Here is a 21,091-nt window from a genome sequence, read left to right on the forward strand (position 1 = left end):
ACGCTTAGATTATTAATTTAGAAGTCGAAAACTAACTCATTCTAATTATTAATTTATGAAAACTAAATTCAGTTTATTATTACTTTTATTTTTCTCTCTTGTCTCATGGAGTCAACAAATAGAAGTAAATGGTCAAGTGACCGCTGCAAGTGATGGATTACCATTGCCAGGTGTAAGTGTTATTGTCGATGGAACAAATCGAGGAGCATCCACCGATTTAGATGGTAGATATACCATAAGTGTAGCACCAGGTGAGGTGTTGCAATTTAGCTACATAGGCTTTAAAACACAAAAAATTACAGTTGGTAGCCAAACAACTTTAAATGTTGTTTTGGCCGATGATGTTGAAGCTTTAGAAGAAATTGTAGTTATTGGATATGGTACACAAACCAGAAAAGAAGTGACTGGTGCAATTGCAAGTGTATCTGGTGACGAATTATTAAAACAACCAGCTGCTAACGCCTTACAGTCAATACAAGGTAAAATGACTGGTGTTAATATTGTAAATACTAATGCTCCAGGTAGTCAACCTAATATTATTATTAGAGGTATTGGTACTGCAGCAGGAGGTGATGATCCTTTATATGTAGTAGATGGTGTACAAGTTAACAGTATTACCAATATAAACCCTGCAGATATTGAGTCTTTTGATGTGCTTAAAGATGCTTCATCAGCAAGTATTTATGGTATGAATGCTGCTAATGGAGTTGTAATTATTACAACAAAAAAGGGTAAACAGGGTAAGATGAAAATTGAATTATCTTCTTTTTATGGAGCTAAGTCAATGCTAAACCCAGTTGAAATGGCTAACTCTAGTCAATATGTTAGATATTTTAATGAAAATCAAGTAGCTATTGGTGAAACAGCATTTTTATCACCAAATCAACCTCATGATACCGACTGGTATGATGAATTAACTGACATAGGGTTTAGTAACTCTAACAACATAGCTATCTCAGGAGCAAGTGACGATATTAGCTACTTTTTTAGTTTCAACAATTATAATGAAGATGGTATTTTAGATAATGATGATTATAACCGTAATACTCTAAGAGCAAACAATAGCATTGAGTTATTTGATGATCGATTAAAAATATCTTCAAATATTAGTGCATCTTTTATCAGGTCTTTCCCAAAACCATTTGGAGCATTTAATGCAGCTTATAGACAAGCACCTGTAATTCCTGTGTATTATGAAACAGGACAATATGGTCAATCGTTTTGGAATCAATCAACTGGTATTGCAACTTACTTAGGAAACCCAGGAGAAATTATTGACAGATTAAACTCTACAGGTAACCCAATTATGGCTGTTGATTTTGCAAATGAAAAAAACAATACTACAGACTTACAAGGAAGTATTCAAGCAGATTTACAGATTACAGATTACTTAAAAGCTTCGGCTAGATATACTGCTACAAAATCGTTTAACAAGTCAAGAGCATTTAATGATACAAGAGGTCAATGGTTAGCAGGAGACCCTACTAGAACAGATGAGGAGTTTCAAACTAATCAAGATAACAACCCATCAGTAGTATCATGGGCAGACAATAGCTTGTTTTATCAAAACTCTGAAAGTTATAGGTATAACGTAGAAGGCTTTTTAACTTTCGATAAAACCTTTAATAGTGTACACAATGTAAATGCTGTTGTTGGTCTTTCAAGAGGTCAAAGAAACGATGTGTACACAATGAATGCAACTGGTTACGGTGTGCCATTACAAGAAAACTATTGGAGCATAAACTTTGCGGACGATGGATATGAAAAAGTTGTAAACCAGTTTTATACTACACCAACAAGAGAGCAGTCTTATTTTGGTAGAGTAATGTATAATTATGATGAAAAATATTACATCCAAGCAAATGTAAGAAGAGATGGCTCTAGTAACTTTAGAAACGATAATAACGAAGAGTATTATGATAACTTCCCAGCAGTAAGTTTAGGTTGGGCATTATCTAACGAAGAGTTTTTTAATGTGCCATCAATCAATTATCTAAAATTAAAAGCAGGTTGGGGACGTGTAGGTAACTCTAGAGTACCATTTAACCAAACAACAATAACAACTAGCGCAGGTAGTAACAGTGTTAACTACGTGTTTGGAGCAAATCAAGATTTGGCATTTGGAGCAGCATTTGGGGCTGAAACATTCCCAATTTCATGGGAGGTGACTGAGGAGTTAAATGCAGGTTTTAACCTAAGTGCATTAGATAACAGATTGGATTTTGAATTTAACTATTATGACAGAAATACTGAAAATGCAGTATTGTTAGTAACGCCAATATATACAACCGAAGGTTCTTTAAGCTCTTACGATCATGGAGCAGAAGTATCAAACAAGGGTATTGAGATTAACTTAGGTTGGAAAGATTACATTGGAGAAGATTTCTCGTATAACATTGGTGCAGTGTTCTCAACTAATAAAAACAGAGTTGAAAATGTAAAATCTGCTTATGATGGACAAGTTGGAGGAAGTTTAGGAAATGGACAAATAACTAAACGATTAGAAGAGGGACAACCATTATATGCATGGTGGATGTACGAAGTAGAAGGAGTTTGGCAAAACGAAGATGAAATAAATAACAACGCTAGTATATCAGGAGCTTTACCAGGTCACTTACGCTACAAAGATCAAAATGAAGATGGTGTTATTGATGATAAGGATAAAAAGTTTTTTGGAACATACTTACCAACGTTTTCTTACGGTCTTAACTTAGGATTCAATTATAAAAACTTTGATTTAATTGTTGAAGGTTATGGAGCTGGAGGAAATAAAGTTTACAATGGATTAAAAGGAACTAGAATTAATGGAGGAGAGAACATTACTGCAAATGTGTATAACACAAGATGGAATGGAGAAGGATCTACAAATACTAATCCAGGAGCAAACAGAGACTCTTACGCATCTAACTATTACCTAGAAGACGGAGACTTTTTCAGAATCAATAATATTACTGTAGGCTACACATTGAAAAATGTTGTAAGCGGAGTAAATTCTTTAAGAATATATGCAACAGCGCAAAATCCTTTTATGTTTACTGAATATACAGGATTCACTCCTGAAATAGTAGGAGGAGCAGGAGGTAGTGCAGCAAATACATCAGGTATAGAGCTGTCTGCTTATCCAAACCTTAAAACATTTTTATTTGGTGTTAACATTGAATTATAAAAAAAACGAATTATGAAACTAAAAGAAATAAAATTTGGAATACTACTATCCTCATTATTAATGATAGTGAGCTGTAGTGATGATTATTTAGATGTAGACAGTAGAGCTGAAATTGATGCAGCTGATATTGGTGAAGCTATACCACCAGAGCAAATGGTAAATGGTATATACGGAATGCTAACAGATTGGGATTATGCTTTCTCTTATTTAGGAATTACTGAAATTATTTCTGATAACGCTGATAAAGGTAGTTCTGCTTCTGATACAGGTACTGATAAACACCAGTTAGATGCATTAGAGCATACAACTACAGGACCTTCAATTAGATCTATGTGGGAACATTGGTATAAAAGTATTGGTAGAGCAAGTATTGCTATTAACTATACTGAAAACTTTGGATTAACTGATCAGTCGTATAGAGATAGACTAATTGGAGAAGCTAAATTTTTAAGAGCATTAAACTACTTTTGGTTAGTACGTTCTTTTGGAGATGTGCCTTTACAACATGTTGATTATGTTGTACGTCAACCTAAAAATGATGTATACGAGTTTATAGAGCAAGATTTATTAGACGCAATCGATATGCTACCTGAAAAAAGTGAGTACAGTGCTTCAGATTTAGGTAGAGCAACAAAAGGAGCAGCTCAAGGATTATTAGCTAAAGTATACATGTACCATGAAAAATGGCAAGAAGCTTATAATATGGCAACAATAGTTGCAACAGATCCACAATATAACCTTCATCCTAATTATGAAGAAATCTGGAGAGCTTCTCAAGAAAACGGAGTTGAATCACTTTTTGAAGTTCAAGCTAGAGGTGAGTCAATTGCTCATGGTGTACAACAATATTCTCAAACTCAAGGTGCTAGAGGTACTGGAGGTTGGGGCTGGGGCTTCAACACGCCTTCTCAAAATCTTTTAAATGCTTTTAATGCTGAAGGAGATGTAATTCGTAGAGATGCTACAATAATCTTTGCCGGAGAAACACTATGGGATGGAAGACAAGTTAGTGCTGCAGCTGAAAACCCAATGTATAATGAAAAAGCATACTCAAGCGCTAATGCTGGAGCTGGTGATGGAGACAAAAATGTTAGAATCCTTCGTTATGCTGATGTATTATTAATTCAAGCAGAAGCAGCTTTACATGTAGGGGAAGATGCAGCAACACCTCTAAACAGAGTTAGAAATAGAGTTAACCTTACTCCAATCAATTCTCCAACATTTAACGATGTATGGAAAGAAAGAAGATTAGAACTAGCTTTTGAACACGACCGTTGGTTTGACTTAGTAAGAACAGGTCAAGCGCAAAGCGCTATGGCTGCAGATGGTAAAACATTTGTTGTAGGAAAACATGAGTTATTCCCTATCCCAGACCTTCAGTTGATTCAAACACCTGAAATGACTCAAAATCCAGGTTGGTAATACAAATTTAAAAATGACCTAAAACACCTATGATTAATAGCGTGTAGAAATCTTTGAATTAGTCTTTATTGCTTTAGCTGCATTTAATAAATGTAGCTAAAGCTTATTCTAACTTTGCTAATGAAATCAATCCATCAAAATAAAATTTTTGTTTTGACAGCTATTCTTTTGTCGATTTTTAGCTGTAAAAACAATACCGAAAACAAAGAAAACTCTGAGTTAGCTTTAGCTAATAATACTAAAGTTGAATTAACCGAAAATCAACTGTTAGACACTATTCAATATCAGACATTCAATTACTTCTGGGATGGTGCAGAACCTAATTCAGGTTTGGCAAGAGAGCGTATTCACATGGATGATAAATACCCTTCATCACCAAAAAATACAGTTACAACTGGAGGAAGTGGTTTTGGGCTTATGGCAATTTTGGTTGGTGTTGAGCGTGGTTGGATTACTAGAGAACAAGCCTTCAATAGATACACTAAAATTGTAAACTTCCTTGAAAAAGCTGATCGTTTTCATGGTGCTTGGTCTCATTGGATAGATGGTGAAACAGGAAAAATGTATCCATTTGGTAAGAAAGATAATGGAGGAGATTTAGTTGAAACAGCATTTTTAATACAAGGCTTACTTACAGTTTCCGAATATTTCAAAGACGGAAACAAACAAGAGCAACAATTAGTAGCCAAAATAGATAAACTTTGGAAAGAAGTTGAATGGAATTGGTATACCAAAGGAGGTGAAGACGTCTTGTATTGGCATTGGTCGCCAGAGTATGGCTGGGAAATGAATTTTCCTGTAGGCGGTTATAACGAATGCCTAATTATGTATGTGCTTGCAGCAGCATCACCAACGTATCCAATTACAAAAGAAGTTTACGAAAAAGGTTGGGCAAGAAACGGAGCTATTGTTTCCAAAGATTCATATTATGATGAAGAATTAGTTTTAGACTATTTTGAACATAGCGATGCACCAATAGGTCCTCTATTTTGGGCACATTATTCATACTTAGGTTTAAATCCAAATGGTCTAACAGATCAATTTGGAGATTACTGGAAACTGACTCAAAATCACGCTAAAATACATTACAAGTACGCTATAGATAACCCTAAAAATTACAAAGGTTACGGGAAAGATATTTGGGGATTTACCTCAAGCTATTCCGTAAAAGGTTACGCAGGTCATAGACCTGGAGATGATCTTGGTGTAGTATCACCAACAGCTGCGTTATCCTCTTTTCCTTACACACCAAAAGAGAGTATGCAAATGCTAAAAAACCTTTATAAAAACCACGATAGTTTAGTAGGTAAATATGGTCCTTATGATGCTTTTAGTTTAGAACATAATTGGTACGTACCAAGATATTTGGCAATTGATCAAGGTCCAATTCCAGTAATGATTGAAAATTACAGAACAGGTTTGTTCTGGGATTTATTTATGAAAAATAAAGACCTGCAAAACGGTTTACAAAAACTAGGTTTTAAATACGAAAACAAAAGCTAAATGAAGATATTCAGTTTTATATTATTATTAATTTTTTTTAGTTGCGGTTCTAGCGATGAATCTACATATCAAGAAACTAATGATCCTGTAGATGACGAAGTACCTACAGATGATGATCCTGTTGTAGTTAATCCTTTAACTGATGATCAAATAATGAATTTAACGCAGCGAGAAACCTTCAAGTATTTTTGGGATTATGCTGGTACTAATTCTGGAGCAGCTAAAGAACGTTACCATCCTAACAATCCGTCAGACAGTCAAAATGTAATTACAACTGGCGGAAGTGGTTTTGGACTTATGGCTATTTTGGTAGGTATAGAGCGTAATTATATTTCTCAAACTCAAGGTGTACAACGTTTAACACAAATACTCAATTTCTTTGAAAATGCTGATCGTTTTCATGGAGCATGGTCACATTGGATAGATGATGGAACAGGAACTACAATTCCTTTTAGTACGCAGGATAATGGAGGAGATATTGTTGAAACAGCATTTTTTGCTCAAGGCTTAATTTGCGTGAAAGAATATTTTAAAAACGGAACAACTGAAGAACAAGCTTTAGCAAACCAAGCTGATGCGCTTTGGAAAGGGGTCGAGTGGGATTGGTATACTAATAACCAAAATAAATTACTATGGCATTGGAGTCCAACTAATGAATTTGCCATAAACCTAGAATTGAAAGGTTATAATGAAACTTTAATAGCATTTATTCTTGGTGCTGCATCACCTGACTATGCAATTTCTTCAGATGTATACCATCAAGGATGGGCAAGTAGTGGAAGTATTGTGTCTTCATTAAGTCAATATAGTATTCCACTGATATTAGATCATGCAGGTTCAGGGACTGGTCCTTTGTTTTGGGCACATTATTCATACTTAGGATTAAACCCTTCAAACCTAAACGACCAGTATGCTAACTATTGGAACTTAAATGTTAATCATACCAATATTAATTATCAGCATTGTGTTAGTAACCCTCATAACTTTGCCGATTATGGTCCAGATTGTTGGGGATTAACAGCAAGTTATAGTCGTAATTCCGATGGTTCTGTAGGTTATTCTGCTCACGAACCAGAAAATGATAACGGTACAATTTCGCCAACAGCAGCTGTGAGTTCTATTCCATATACGCCTGAGAAATCATTAGCAGCAATGCATTATTTCTACAATAACGATTTAATGGGACCAGCTGGTTTTTATGATGCTTTTAATCCACAATATAATTGGGTGACTGAGCGCTATTTGGCAATTGATCAAGGTCCACAAATTATTATGATAGAAAATTATCGTACTGGGTTGCTATGGAATTTATTTATGCAAAACGAAGACGTACAAAACGGATTAGATACACTAGGATTCACCTATTAAACCAACTAAAATGAAACACATTAAAACACAAATTACTTTTTGTCTGCTACTAATTACATCACTAGCATTTGCGCAAAAAGATGTATTTAAAGAGAGGAAACATATAAAAGATGGAGATACGCTTAAGTACCGTATTATGTATCCCGAAAATTTTTCAGAAGATAAGCAATATCCTGTGGTATTATTTCTTCATGGTGCAGGTGAACGTGGTGATGATAACCAAAGACAACTAGCACACGGAAGCAAATTATTTGCAGACAAAACCAATCGTGGTGCATTTCCTGCAATAGTAATTTTTCCTCAGTGTCCTAAAGAAAGTTTTTGGTCTAATGCGGATGTAGACCGATCATCTTTTCCAAGAAAGTTAATCTTTCCTAAAGATAAAGAAGCGACAACACCAATGCAATTGGTTATAGATTTAATGCAAGACATTACCAGCAAAGACTATGTAAATACAGACAAAGTTTATGTTGGAGGATTGTCTATGGGAGGAATGGGAACATTCGAAATTCTATCAAGACAACCAGAAATGTTTGCTGCTGCTTTTGCCATTTGCGGTGACGGTAATGCTGAATTAACTAAAAATTACGCTACTAAGGTGGAATTATGGGTGTTTCACGGTGCAAACGATGATGTTATAGACCCAAAAGGTTCAATAAAAATGGTTAATGCTATTCTAGAAAATGGCGGAAAACCGAATTTCACTTTATACTCAGACGCAAACCACAATAGTTGGGATCCTGCTTTTGCAGAACCTGGATTATTAACATGGCTTTTCTCTAAATCAAAAAAATAATAATGACAACGCTTAAACTTACTAACATAAAATCCCTTGCAATTGGTTTTGGTTTACTAACCGCTGTATCATGCAACACCAATAGCAATAAAATAACATCGAAAAATACTGACAACCCTTATCAAGCTAAAGTAGATTCCATTATCGGATTAATGACTTTAGATGAAAAAATTGGTCAGTTAAATCTTCCAGCTACAGGCCCAATTACAACAGGTGCTTCAAAAAGTACTGATGTTGTAAAAAAGATTGAAGACGGAAAAATTGGTGGTCTTTTTAATATTAAAGATCCAAAAAATATTTACGAAGTTCAGAAAATAGCAGTTGAAAAAAGCCGACTTGGTATTCCGCTTATTTTCGGAATGGATGTTATTCACGGTTTTAAAACCACATTCCCAATTCCGTTAGGTTTATCTGCCTCTTGGGATATGGAAATGATTGAAAAAACAGCACAAATTGCAGCTAATGAAGCTAGTGCAAACGGTATTAACTGGACCTTTTCGCCAATGGTAGACATTTCTCGCGATCCACGTTGGGGACGCGTTTCCGAAGGTAATGGTGAAGATCCGTTTTTAGGTAGCGCTATTGCTCGCGCTATGGTTCGTGGCTATCAGCAAGATGATATCGCTGCAAATAATACCTTAATGTCTTGTGTAAAACACTTTGCTTTATATGGTGCGCCAGAAGCAGGTAGAGATTACAATACGGTAGATATGAGTCGTATTCGTATGTATAACGAATATTTAGCGCCTTACAAAGCTGCTGTAGACGAAGGTGTTGGTTCTGTGATGGCATCGTTTAACGAGATTGATGGTGTGCCTGCAACTGGAAACAAATGGTTATTAACCGATTTACTTCGTGATGATTGGGGATTTAATGGTTTTGTAGTGTCTGATTATACTGGTATTTACGAAATGCGTGCACACGGAATGGGTGACGAATACGATGTAACCTCGCTAGCATTAAAAGCTGGGTTAGATATGGATATGGCTGGTGATTCGCCAAATATTAAAGCCTCTTTTACGCATGCTTTAAAAGGTGCGTTAGACCAAGGTAGAATTTCTATGGAAGATATTGATACTGCTCTTGCACGTGTGTTAACCGCAAAATATCAATTAGGTTTATTTGACGATCCTTACAAATATTGCAGTGAAGAACGAGCTAAAAACGAAACCTACACACAAGAAAATAGAGATTATGCACGTCTTGTTGGTGCAGAATCTTCAGTATTATTAAAAAATGATAATCAGCTTTTACCATTAAAAAAATCTGGTACTATAGCTGTTATTGGTCCGTTAGCTAAAGCTAATAGTAATATGGCTGGGACTTGGTCTGTATCTACAGATCATAAAAATTCTATTTCAGTTTGGGACGGTTTACAACAAACCGTTGGTAACGATGTTAATTTGTTATATGCCAAAGGAAGTAACGTAGATTATGATTTAGACTTAGAAAAGCGCGCTACAATGTTCGGTAAAGATATCCCAAGAGATGGAAGAACCGATCAGCAAATGCTTGATGAGGCTTTAGCAATCGCTAAAAAGTCTGATGTTATTGTAGCTGCTATTGGTGAGTCTGCTGAGTTTAGTGGCGAAAGTAGTAGTCGTACAGATTTAGGTATTCCGCAAGTACAAAAAGATTTATTACAAGCCTTATTAAAAACAGGAAAACCAGTTGTTTTAGTACTGTTTACAGGTAGACCTTTAACGTTAGTTGAAGAGAGTGAAACCGTTCCGGCAATCCTTAATGTTTGGTTCCCAGGAAGTGAAGCTGGTTTATCCATTTCAGATGTATTATTTGGAGATGTTAACCCTTCAGGTAAGCTTACGGCAACATTCCCAAGAAATGTAGGTCAGGTGCCATTATTCTACAACCATAAAAATACAGGTCGTCCATTAGGAAACGACGAAGGTCATTTTGAAAAATTCAAAACCAATTATTTAGATGTTCGTAACGAACCTTTATATCCTTTTGGTTACGGATTAAGCTACACCACTTTTGAGTATAGCGAGCTTAAACTAGATAAAACATCAATGTCTCAAAACGATACAATTAATGTTTCGGTAGATATTACAAATACTGGTGACTACGACGGAAAAGAAGTAGCACAGTTATACATAAGAGATATGGTTGGTAGTGTAACAAGACCAGTAAAAGAGCTTAAAGGCTTCCAAAAAGTATTCATTAAAAAGGGAGAAACTGTAACGGTAACCTTTAAAATTTCGGTTGAAGACTTAAAATTCTACAACTCTAATTTAGATTTTGTTGCAGAATCTGGTGAATTCCAAGTTGCTATCGGAACAAACTCTGATGTTGCACTTAAAAATTCATTCAAACTTTTAGACTAATAGCTAACTATGATGCCACACATTAAATATAAGACGCTTCCCCTTTCTCTCATATTATGTGTGGCTTTCCCTTTTTTGTGTTTTTCTTTATCAAAAACCATCAATTCGGGTTGGCAATATTCCGAGGATAAAACCCATTGGCAAACCGTAAATATTCCGCATACGTGGAATGATAAAGATGCGTTTGATGATGAGTCTGGTTATCGTCGTGGCTTAGGCTATTACAAAAAGCAAATCTATGTGTCTTCTCAAGATAAAGACCAGATTTTCTATCTAAAATTTAATGCTGTAAATCAGGAAGCTACTGTTTTTATTAATGGGAAAAAAGCAACCAATCACAAAGGTGGTTACACAGCGTTTAATGTCGAAATCACATCGCTTTTAAACTTTGATGCTTATAATTTAATTGAAGTTGAAGTCGATAATTCTCACAATGACAACATTCCACCTCTTGATGCCGATTTTACATTCTATGGTGGTATTTATCGTGATGTGGAATTGATCAAAGTCCCAAAACAGCATTTTAGTTTAAAGGATTTTGCATCCGATGGTTTTTATGTCAATTATTACAACGTTTCCAACGACAAAGCTGGTGTAAAAGTTGATATATTGATAGATAATTTTGAAATCAAAACCGATGCACATTTATATCTTGAAATTTTAGATGCCGAAGGAAATCGTATTAGAGAAGAACATCAAGGATTAACTTTAAAATCCTATAAAACCGAAACCGTTAAGGTCACGTTTCCTAAAATTAAAAACCCAAAATTGTGGTCACCAGACCATCCATATTTATACAAATTACAACTAACCTTAAGTGATAAAAACGGAACCATCTTAGACCAAAAACAATCTAATTTAGGCTTTCGTTGGGCAACTGTAGATCCTGAAAAAGGCTTTTTTCTTAACGGAAAACCAATAAAATTAATTGGTGTTAATCGCCATCAAGATTATAAAGATTATGGGAATGCAGTACCAATTGATCTACAAAAACAGGATATTCATCTTATTAAAAATATGGGTGCAAATGTGATACGGTTTGCACATTATCCGCATTCTAGAGAACTATATAAACTTTGTGACGAACTTGGTATTTTGGTATGGACAGAAATTCCTATCGTAAATAAAGTGACCGATTCTAAAACCTTTTTTGAGGTCTCAGATACAATGCAAAACGAGCATATCAAACAATATTACAATTACCCAAGTGTAGTGATGTTTGGGTATATGAATGAAATTTTTCTGCGTTTAGCGTTCGATAGAAAATCATCGGATAAAGAAAAAGAAGCTCTAAAAACAACGACTTTAAAACTCGCTAACCAGCTAGAAGATTTAACTCGAAAATTGGCGCCAAACCATATTACAGTTATGGCTGGTCATTTAAACGAAGTTTATAACGACACTGGTATCGCAGACTTACCAATGTTATTTGGTTGGAATCTGTACTTTGGTTGGTACGATGCACAAATTGAAGATTTAGGTAAATTCTTAGACCAGCAACATCAACGTTTTCCAAAACGCTCGTTATTGTTGTCGGAATATGGTCCTGGTGCAGATGTTAGAATTTTTACCAAAACACCTAAAAAATTCGATTTTTCTACCAATTATCAAGCAAAACTGCATCAATCGTATTACAAACAGATTACAGAAAGACCGTTTATGACAGGAATGACAGCTTGGAATTTTGCCGATTTTGGTTCAGAATTTCGTGGCGATGCTATTCCGCACGTTAACCAAAAAGGACTGGTGCAATACGACCGAACACCAAAAGACATTTACTATTGGTACAAATCGGTTTTAGACGATAAAAAACCATTCATAAATATCGCAACAGATTATTTAGAAGGAATGACTTTGATTGAAGAGGAACTATTTCCTATTCAAATATATTCTAATCAAAATGATGTTAATGTTAGTTTGAATGGTAAAAGCTTAGGTGGTTTTAAAGTAAAAAACGGTATTGTTTCTATTGATATGCCTTTCAAAAATGGTAATAATTCTATTAGAGTTTCAACTGAAAATTTTTCTGAAGAAAAAACAATGCAAGTCAATCGTATTGAAGCTTTTGACTTTAAAAACTTTAAACGCTTTGGCATCAATTTAGGTGCGCATTTTAACTTTTATGATGAAGCACAAAACATCACATTTGTACCAGACCAAGAATATAAAAAAGGATGGTTTGGATATAAAGATGGTTCAGCTTATGGGATGACCAAAGATAAAAATCAAGGTCTGCCACATAATATTAAAAACACAGATGAGGAACCTTTATTTCAAACCTTATTAGAAGGTTGTACTAAATATCAACTAGACGTTCCTGAAGGCAATTACAACATTAAATTATACTTCGTAGAACCACAAATTAAGCCAACTGAAAACATTTATAACCTCTCAGAAGAAACATCAGAAAGTAATAAAACACAACGCATTTTTGATGTGTATATTAACGATATACTAATCGAAAAGCAATTGAATTTAGCCCAAGCCTATCCAGAAAAATATGGTGTAACGTTACAGGCAAATATTCAAACAAAAAAAGGACTAACTTTAAAACTCAACGCTATTGAAGGGTTACCTGTAATTAGCGGCATTTTAATTGAAAAACTAGACTAAATGAAATTAGTAATAAACGTATTTATATTCTTTTTTGTGTTAACACTTTCAGCACAAAACAAAGCGACTTACACGTATTCCATCAAAGGAACAGACACATTAAAACTAGATGTTTACACACCAGAAAACATAAAAAAAACAGATACGTTACCTGTGTTACTTTGGATGCATGGTGGCGGATTTGCAGTTGGTCATAGAGATTATATAGACGATGAAAATTTAGTGAAATATGCAGCCAAAGAGCAGAATTATATTGGTATTTCCATTTCGTATCGTTTGCTAAGAAAAGGCACAACAACAGGTTTTGGTTGCGATTGTACTAAAGACGAAAAATTGGAAACTTTTAAACAAGCCGCTATCGATTATATGGATGCTGCAAAATATGTGGTTGAGCACGCTAACGAGCTTCAAATCGATACTACAAAAATCATTGCTGGTGGTAGTAGCGCTGGTGCTGAAGGTATCCTAAATGCAGTTTTTATGCGCGAGTATTTTGTAGATAATGCTGAGGCGTATAGCAATGTAAAATTCGCTGGTGCTTTTTCTTGCGCTGGTGCTATTGTTGATGCAAGTTATATGACGCCAGAAAATGCTGTGCCAACGGTGTTATATCACGGCACTAAAGACCAATTGGTACCATACGGAAATGCACCACATCATTATTGCGCACCAACAAAAGACGGTTATATAATGTTAGATGGTTCTAAAATTATTGCTGATAAATTAGAGGAATTTGAAACGTCATTCTATTTCAATATTGTGAAAGAAGCACGTCACGAAATTTCCAGAATTCCTTATGAGGAATTGGATATTGTGTTCAATTTTTTTGAGCGCACAGTGATTAACGATGAGGTTGTTCAAACTAAAATTATAAAAACTAAAAAGTAATGCGATACATTTCTTTCATATTAATCTCATTATTAGTGCTTCAGTCTTGCAAAGAAAACAAATCAGAAGCTAACAATACAGATGTAACTGAAAACTCAAAACGACCAAACATCATTTACATTATGGCAGACGACCACGCAGCGCAAGCCATAAGCGCGTATGGTCATCCTATTGGTCAGCTGGCACCAACACCAAACATTGATAGATTGGCAAAAAACGGTGCAATTTTCAAAAATAACTTTTGTACTAATTCTATTTGCGGACCAAGTCGTGCTGTAGTGTTAACAGGAAAACATAGTCACGTTAATGGATTTAGAATGAATGGCGACCGTTTTGATGGTTCACAACAAACGCTTCCAAAATTGCTAAAAGAAGCAGGTTACAATACTGCAATTGTCGGTAAATGGCACTTACACGGTTATCCTGAAGGTTTTGATCACTGGAATATTTTAAACGACCAAGGTAACTATTACAATCCGCAGTTTATAAAGATTCAAGATACGGTTCACATCAACAAAAAACACATTGATACCACTGCGCATTGGACAACCAAGTTACCAGATACAACTGTGGTTAAAGGTTATGCAACCGACTTAATTACAGATTACGCAATTGATTACATAGATGAAAAGAAAAACAGCGACCAACCTTTCTTTTTAATGGTGCATCACAAAGCGCCACATCGTAATTGGATGCCTGCTTTACGTCACGTTAATAAGTACGATTCGGTGCAATTTCCATTACCTGATACATATTTTACAAATCACGAAAATTCAACAGCATCAAAAGAGCAATTGCAAACTATTTATCGTGATATGTACGAAGGTCACGACCTTAAAATGACCAAGGAAAAAGGCAGTCCAGAATTAGCTTGGAATCCTTGGAAAACTGATTTTGAACGTATGACACCAGAGCAACGTGCTGCTTGGGATAAAGCCTATCAACCAAAAAATGATGCCTTCCACGATGCTAATTTATCAGGAAAGGCATTAGCGGAATGGAAAGGACAACGTTATTTGCAAGAATATTTATCAACGATAGCTTCTGTAGATGAAGGTATTGGGAAGATATTAGATTATTTAGATGCTAATGGTTTAACCGAAAACACCATTGTTGTGTACACATCTGACCAAGGTTTTTATTTAGGCGAAAAAGGATGGTTTGATAAGCGTTTTATGTATGAAGAATCTTTAAAAATGCCATTGTTAATCCAATATCCTGAAAAAATTAAACCAGGAACTGTTGTTGAAGGCTTAACGCAAAATCTCGACTTTGCTGAAACCTTTTTAGATTTTGCAAATGTTGATATTCCTACTGATATGCAAGGAAAATCCTTTACAGGTTTATTAGACGGCACTGAAAACAATGAAGATTTTAGAGATGCGGTTTACTACCATTATTACGATTATCCAGCATTCCATATGGTAAAAAAGATGTATGGTGTACGTACCAAACGTTATAAATTAATTCACGTGTACGACGATATTGATGAGTGGGAATTATATGATTTACAAATCGATCCTAAAGAGTTAACTAACCTTATCGATGACGAAAATTACGACGAGATTGAAACCAAACTAAGAACACGTTTAGCCGAATTACAACAACAATATAAAGTTACCGAAAAAGAATTTGAAAAAGCACCAAAGCAGCGTGTAGATAATGCTTACAAGCAATTTGACAGATTAAGAGGTAACACAGGATCAAAATATCATCATCATTAAAATGAAACATCTCTGGTTAATCTCAAGTCACTTAGTGAACATATTATTAAGATGTTCCATCTGACGATTGAAAAACAATAAAAATTAACAGATGAAATTAAAACATAGCATACAACTCGCATTCGTAATTATAGCAATGGTATCTTGTAAACAAAAACAAGAAAATACTATTGTTATAGAAGATAATAAAACTGAAACAGCAACAATAGACACCACGCAAACCTACATCAATCCGTTAGATATTGATTATACCTATATGGTTTACAATTCTGCCAGAAATCAATCCTATCGTTCTGGTGCAGATCCTGCTGTGATTGAGTTTAAAGGCGAATATTATATGTTCGTGACACGTTCTTTTGGGTATTGGCATTCCAAAGATTTAGTCAACTGGAAATTCATAAAACCACAACAATGGTTTTTTGAAGGTAGCAATGCGCCAACAGCTTTCAATTATAAAGATTCTTTAGTTTATTTTGCTGGTGATCCTGCTGGTTACGGAAGTATTTTATATACCGACGATCCTAAAAAAGGATTATGGACACCAACCGCTTCCATTTCAAATAACATTCAAGATTCAGAATTATTTATTGACGATGATGGCAAGTCGTATCTCTATTGGGGAAGTTCTAACGTGCATCCTATTCGTGTAAAGATGTTGAATAAAGATGATCGCTTTTTAGAAACTGGTGTTAGAAAAGAGCTAATAAATTTAGATGAAGAAAAACACGGTTGGGAACGTTTTGGCGAAAACAACTTTCATCCAACCTTAAAAGAAGGGTATATGGAAGGTGCGTCAATGACTAAACACAACGGAAAATACTATTTACAATACGCTGCACCAGGTACGCAATTTAATGTCTATGCAGATGGTGTGTATGTTGGCGATTCGCCACTTGGACCTTTCACGTATATGAAAAACAATCCGATGAGTTTTAAACCTGGCGGATTTACCAATGGTGCAGGACACGGTATAACGGTAAAGCAAACCAACGGTCAATACTGGCATTTTGCGACGATGGCGTTGGCATCTAATGCGCAATGGGAACGTCGTTTATGTATGTTTCCTACCTATTTTGATGAAGATGGTTTAATGTATAGCAATACATCTTACGGCGATTATCCGCGTTATGGCGCTAATCATCCAACAAAAGCCGGACAACATAACGGTTGGATGCTATTATCGTATAAAGGCAATGTAACTGTATCGTCTTCACTTCAACAAATAATGAAATTTACGTCTAATGATGATGAAGTTGAAGTCAAAGAAATCCCAACAGAAACCAATGCTGAAGGACAAATAACTTCAAAAGTTTTAACCGACGAAAACCCTAAAACCTTTTGGGTTGCCGAAACTAACGACGATAAACAATGGATCACAATCGAATTGTTGAATGAAGGAACTGTACACGCTATTCAGTTAAATTACCACGATCACGAATCAGGAATTTACACACGTGTTGAAGGATTAAAACATCAATTTACTATTGAAACTTCTGAAGATGGTAAAAACTGGAAAACTGTTGTAGACAGAAGTAAATCTGATATTGATGCGCCAAATGCTTATCTAGTTTTAGACAAACCTGTAAAAGCAAAATATGTTAGATATAATAACGTCAAAGTACCAGGAAACAACTTTGCGATGTCCGAAGTTAGAGTCTTTGGTTTAGGCTTAGGTGAAGCACCAAACAAGGTGTCTAACTTCAAGATTAATCGCGAAAAAGACCGTAGAGATATTTCATTCTCTTGGGATAAAGTTGAAGGCGCGCAAGGGTATAACATACGTTGGGGAATTGCACCAAACAAATTGTATCAATCTTGGCAAGTATATGATACCAACACGCATTTTATGCGCTGCTTAGATAGAGATACGCCGTATTATTTTACCATTGAAGCATATAATGAAAACGGAATTTCTGAACAAACTGAAACTATTTTTGTAGAGTAAAAAATGAATCAAATTTAATTTTATAGACAATAATAAATTTATTTTAAAACTGAATATTAACTTAATAATTATAAATATGAAAAATCTCACAACCAGCAAATTAATTAAGTTGGCACATTTTTGTCTTTGTGCATTCTTAGTTATCAATTTTTATTCGTGTAGTAGAACATCTGACGATTATACAACATCAAATTTAGAAACTGAAGCATTACTTGAAGGAGACTTAACTTTAGCGACAAGTTGTCAATATACAATTGTCCCAGAATTTAATAATGTTATTTTTCCATCAAGAAGCTACACATGGTCAGCTGAACCTTCTAATTTAGTTGATTTTACTGTTGACCCATTAACGTTTGCAATAACTATTCAAACACTTGCAGAGGGAACTGTGACATTGAACTTAAACTCAGATGATGGTCAAGTTTCTTCATCTACTCAAGTGGTTATTGACGATGAAAATGATGGAATTTTAAAAATCTTAGCTATTGGTAATAGTTTTTCTGAAGACGCGTTAGAATCGCATTTTTGGGGATTAGCTAATGCTCAAGGTAAGCAAGTAATTATAGGGAACATGTATATTGGTGGTGCAAACTTAGATACACACGCTACAAACGCATCATCTGATTCAAATAGTTATAGTTACAGAAAAATTGACCTAGATGGAACTCGTACAGTAACTTCTGGAGTTTCTATTTCTGAGGCTGTAGCTGACGAGAACTGGGACTATATTAGTTTTCAGCAAGCAAGTTATGAGTCAGGACTTTTTGAAACCTTCATAAACCCACTTCCAATTGTTTATAATGCTGTAAGAAGTCATAATAGTAACCCATGTACTAAGTATATCTTACATAAAACTTGGGCTTATGCACAAAATTCAACGCATTCTGGTTTTGCAAACTATAACAATGACCAAATGACGATGTTTAACGGAATTATAGATGCTTACATTTTAGCCGAAAATTTAATTCCTGTAGAAATGGTTGTACCTGCTGGAACTGCAATTCAAAATGCAAGAACAAGCTTTTTGGGAGACGGATTTACAAGCGATGGTTATCACTTAAACGATTTTGGTAAATATATTGCTTCTTGTACTTGGTATGAAACCCTATTTGGTGAGTCGGTTATAGGGAATTCATATTCTCCAGATGGTATGTTGCCTTTGTATATAGAATTGGCTCAACAAGCAGCACACGAAGCAGTGTTGACGCCTAATGAAATTACTGAGTTAACTGATTATCAAGATCCAGGTGGAAATGGTATTTTAACTCAACCAGTATTCATTAACTTTTCTACTAGTGATAACCCTGATGGATGGAATGCTTATACAGGCTTTTTAGAAGGTGTTGCAATACCAAATATGATTTACACTAATGGACAGTTTACAGGAATTGAGGCTGCTACAACTTCTAGATTTAGAGGTGTTAATAATACTTCAGGAGCAGGATCTACAACTACTGATTTAAATATGGACGATTCAGTATCAAAATCTAATTTTTATTCTCATGCTTTAGCTTGGGGATCAAATGACCCAATTGAAGAGAGTATTATTGAGTTTTCAGGTTTTGAATCAAATGATACTTATGAATTTTGCTTCTTTGCTTCAAGAAATAGTGTAAGCGATAATAGAGATACTAAATATACTCTTGTTGGAGCTAACGAGCAATCTGCAAACTTAGACGCTGCAAATAATGCAACAAATACAGTTTGTATATCGAATGTACAAGCTGATGCTAACGGTAAAATTATCTTAAAGGTTGCAGCTGGAGATTCTAATAATAACGGAAACCAGTTTTATTATATTAATGCTTTAAGAATATCTCCACAATAAACTCATAAGTTTATACAATGAAAAAAGCCTCTTTAAATGTTTACATCAAATACATTTAAAGAGGCTTTTTTACTAAACTATTTATGCATAGATTTAAACATATATAAAGATTTTTATTTCATGATTATGAAACGTTTTTTTACCATTATAGCTATAATAATTTCATTTTCGGCTACATCTCAAGAGCTGAAAATTATGAGCTACAACATAAAGTTAGATTACCCGAAAGAAGGTGAAAATAGTTGGGCTAACCGAAAGCCTTTTATGATGAATCAAATCAAGTTTTATGAACCAGATGTTTTAGGTGTACAAGAAGCAATGCCAAATCAAATGAAGGATTTAGATGCTTTATTGACCAATTATAGTTTTGTGGGTGTTGGTCGTGATGATGGTAAAGATGAAGGTGAATATTCAGCAATATTTTATAGGAAGGATGACTTAGAAGTTTTAGAATCTTCAACATTTTGGTTGTCGCAAACACCAGATAGAGTAGGAATGGGTTGGGATGCAGTTTGTAATCGTGTGTGTACCTATGCCTTGTTTCAACATAAAACTACCATGAAGAAATTTTGGGTGTTTAATACGCATTTTGATCATGTAGGTAAGGAAGCACGTTCAAAAAGCGCTGTTTTAATTTTAGATAAAATTAAAAGCTTAAATACAGAAAATCACCCTGTTTTTTTAACTGGCGATTTTAATATGGAGCCTAATCACGAAAGTGTTGATTATATTACACAAACTTTAAAAGATTCTAAAATAGATACAGAATTAGATTTTGGTCCAGAAGGTACATTTAATGGATTTCATTTTGACCAACCTGTAACGCGAAGAATCGATTATGTTTTCGTTTCATTTGACGTTAAAATAAACAAATATGCAGTGTTAAGTGATAATTGGAATATGCAATACCCTTCAGATCATTTACCAGTACTAATAGAAGCGAGTTTTTAGTTCTGAATTAGTTTTAAATCAAAGCTTACAAGGACTTCATTGGACAGTTTGTTCTTAACTACTTTGGGGATTTTTATGTTAAAATCTGAAGCTAAAACTTTAAAGTTTCCTTTTAAAGTAATTGTGCTTCCTTTTTTTTGAATTGTTGCTGAAATATTTTCAATTTTTTTGGTTTCTCCATGAAAGCTTAATTCGCCTTCAATTTTAATTTGCGTTTCGGTTTCAATTTCTGAAAGAGAAAAATCTACTAAATTACCTTTAAATGTTGCCTTTGGAAATTTTGAGGTTTCAGCATAATTTTCATTGAAATGCTCTTCCATTAATGCGTTTTGAAACCTAAACCCTTTTACTAAAGCTAAAGCAGCAAATTCACCATTTTCTGTATTAAGTATTGCTGTTACTGAGTTATTGGTTGCTGCAACTTCTTCAAATGAAGGAACAGAGGCTTCAAAGTTTAGTATACCTGTTTTAGTCAAAAATTTACCTTGAGAAAAACTTTGGAAGCTAATAAGGAGTATTATTAATAGTGTTTTTTTCATAAC

At 34.7% G+C, this 21,091-nt stretch carries 13 protein-coding genes; 12 read left to right on the forward strand and 1 reads right to left on the reverse strand.

The genetic code is table 11. From position 1 onward, the window contains the following. The first annotated feature begins 55 nt into the window (after positions 1-55). The 12 genes from ABD011_RS06765 (at position 56) to ABD011_RS06820 (ending at position 20,549) form a co-directional block, all read left to right on the forward strand. Complete coding sequence (locus ABD011_RS06765; RefSeq protein WP_131507921.1) at positions 56-3,166, forward strand: SusC/RagA family TonB-linked outer membrane protein; 3,111 nt, start codon at positions 56-58, stop codon at positions 3,164-3,166. Between the two features lie 12 nt (positions 3,167-3,178). Continuing rightward, positions 3,179-4,588 carry a RagB/SusD family nutrient uptake outer membrane protein gene (locus tag ABD011_RS06770; protein WP_131507919.1) on the forward strand — a complete coding sequence of 470 codons (1,410 nt, stop codon included), beginning with the start codon at positions 3,179-3,181 and terminating at the stop codon, positions 4,586-4,588. 120 nt (positions 4,589-4,708) lie between these two features. After that, complete coding sequence (locus ABD011_RS06775) at positions 4,709-6,091, forward strand: glucoamylase family protein (RefSeq protein WP_425545553.1); 1,383 nt, start codon at positions 4,709-4,711, stop codon at positions 6,089-6,091. Next, positions 6,092-7,459, forward strand: coding sequence for a glucoamylase family protein (locus tag ABD011_RS06780; RefSeq protein WP_343796871.1), 1,368 nt, complete (start codon positions 6,092-6,094; stop codon positions 7,457-7,459). A 10-nt stretch (positions 7,460-7,469) separates the two neighbouring features. Further along, the gene (locus ABD011_RS06785) at positions 7,470-8,255 is read left to right on the forward strand and encodes a carboxylesterase family protein (protein WP_343796873.1); all 786 of its coding nucleotides are present in this window, start codon (positions 7,470-7,472) and stop codon (positions 8,253-8,255) included. A gap of 2 nt (positions 8,256-8,257) precedes the next feature. Beyond that, a complete protein-coding gene (bglX, locus tag ABD011_RS06790; protein ID WP_343796875.1) occupies positions 8,258-10,600 on the forward strand; it encodes a beta-glucosidase BglX in 2,343 nt (780 codons plus the stop codon). A 9-nt stretch (positions 10,601-10,609) separates the two neighbouring features. Further along, the gene (locus ABD011_RS06795) at positions 10,610-13,213 is read left to right on the forward strand and encodes a glycoside hydrolase family 2 TIM barrel-domain containing protein (RefSeq protein WP_343796877.1); all 2,604 of its coding nucleotides are present in this window, start codon (positions 10,610-10,612) and stop codon (positions 13,211-13,213) included. Next, on the forward strand, positions 13,214-14,101 hold the full coding sequence (locus ABD011_RS06800; RefSeq protein ID WP_343796879.1) for an alpha/beta hydrolase: 888 nt from the start codon (positions 13,214-13,216) through the stop codon (positions 14,099-14,101). It abuts the gene before it with no gap. After that, on the forward strand, positions 14,101-15,825 hold the full coding sequence (locus tag ABD011_RS06805) for a sulfatase family protein (RefSeq protein ID WP_343796881.1): 1,725 nt from the start codon (positions 14,101-14,103) through the stop codon (positions 15,823-15,825). The genes ABD011_RS06800 and ABD011_RS06805 overlap by 1 nt, the downstream gene beginning before the upstream one ends. Positions 15,826-15,916: 91 nt before the next feature. Next, a complete protein-coding gene (locus ABD011_RS06810; RefSeq protein WP_343796883.1) occupies positions 15,917-17,770 on the forward strand; it encodes a family 43 glycosylhydrolase in 1,854 nt (617 codons plus the stop codon). Positions 17,771-17,846: 76 nt separating this feature from the next. Next, positions 17,847-19,598, forward strand: a complete 1,752-nt coding sequence (locus ABD011_RS06815; RefSeq protein ID WP_343796885.1) for a DUF4886 domain-containing protein — start codon at positions 17,847-17,849, stop codon at positions 19,596-19,598. A gap of 126 nt (positions 19,599-19,724) precedes the next feature. Continuing rightward, the gene (locus ABD011_RS06820; RefSeq protein ID WP_343796887.1) at positions 19,725-20,549 is read left to right on the forward strand and encodes an endonuclease/exonuclease/phosphatase family protein; all 825 of its coding nucleotides are present in this window, start codon (positions 19,725-19,727) and stop codon (positions 20,547-20,549) included. Here ABD011_RS06820 and ABD011_RS06825 read toward each other — a convergent pair. Then, positions 20,546-21,088, reverse strand: coding sequence for a YceI family protein (locus tag ABD011_RS06825; protein WP_343796889.1), 543 nt, complete (start codon positions 21,086-21,088; stop codon positions 20,546-20,548). The two genes, ABD011_RS06820 and ABD011_RS06825, sit on opposite strands and share 4 nt — an antisense overlap. Positions 21,089-21,091: the final 3 nt, after the last annotated feature.

It is taken from the genome of Gaetbulibacter jejuensis, assembly GCF_039524015.1.
GTDB lineage: Bacteria > Bacteroidota > Bacteroidia > Flavobacteriales > Flavobacteriaceae > Gaetbulibacter_B > Gaetbulibacter_B jejuensis.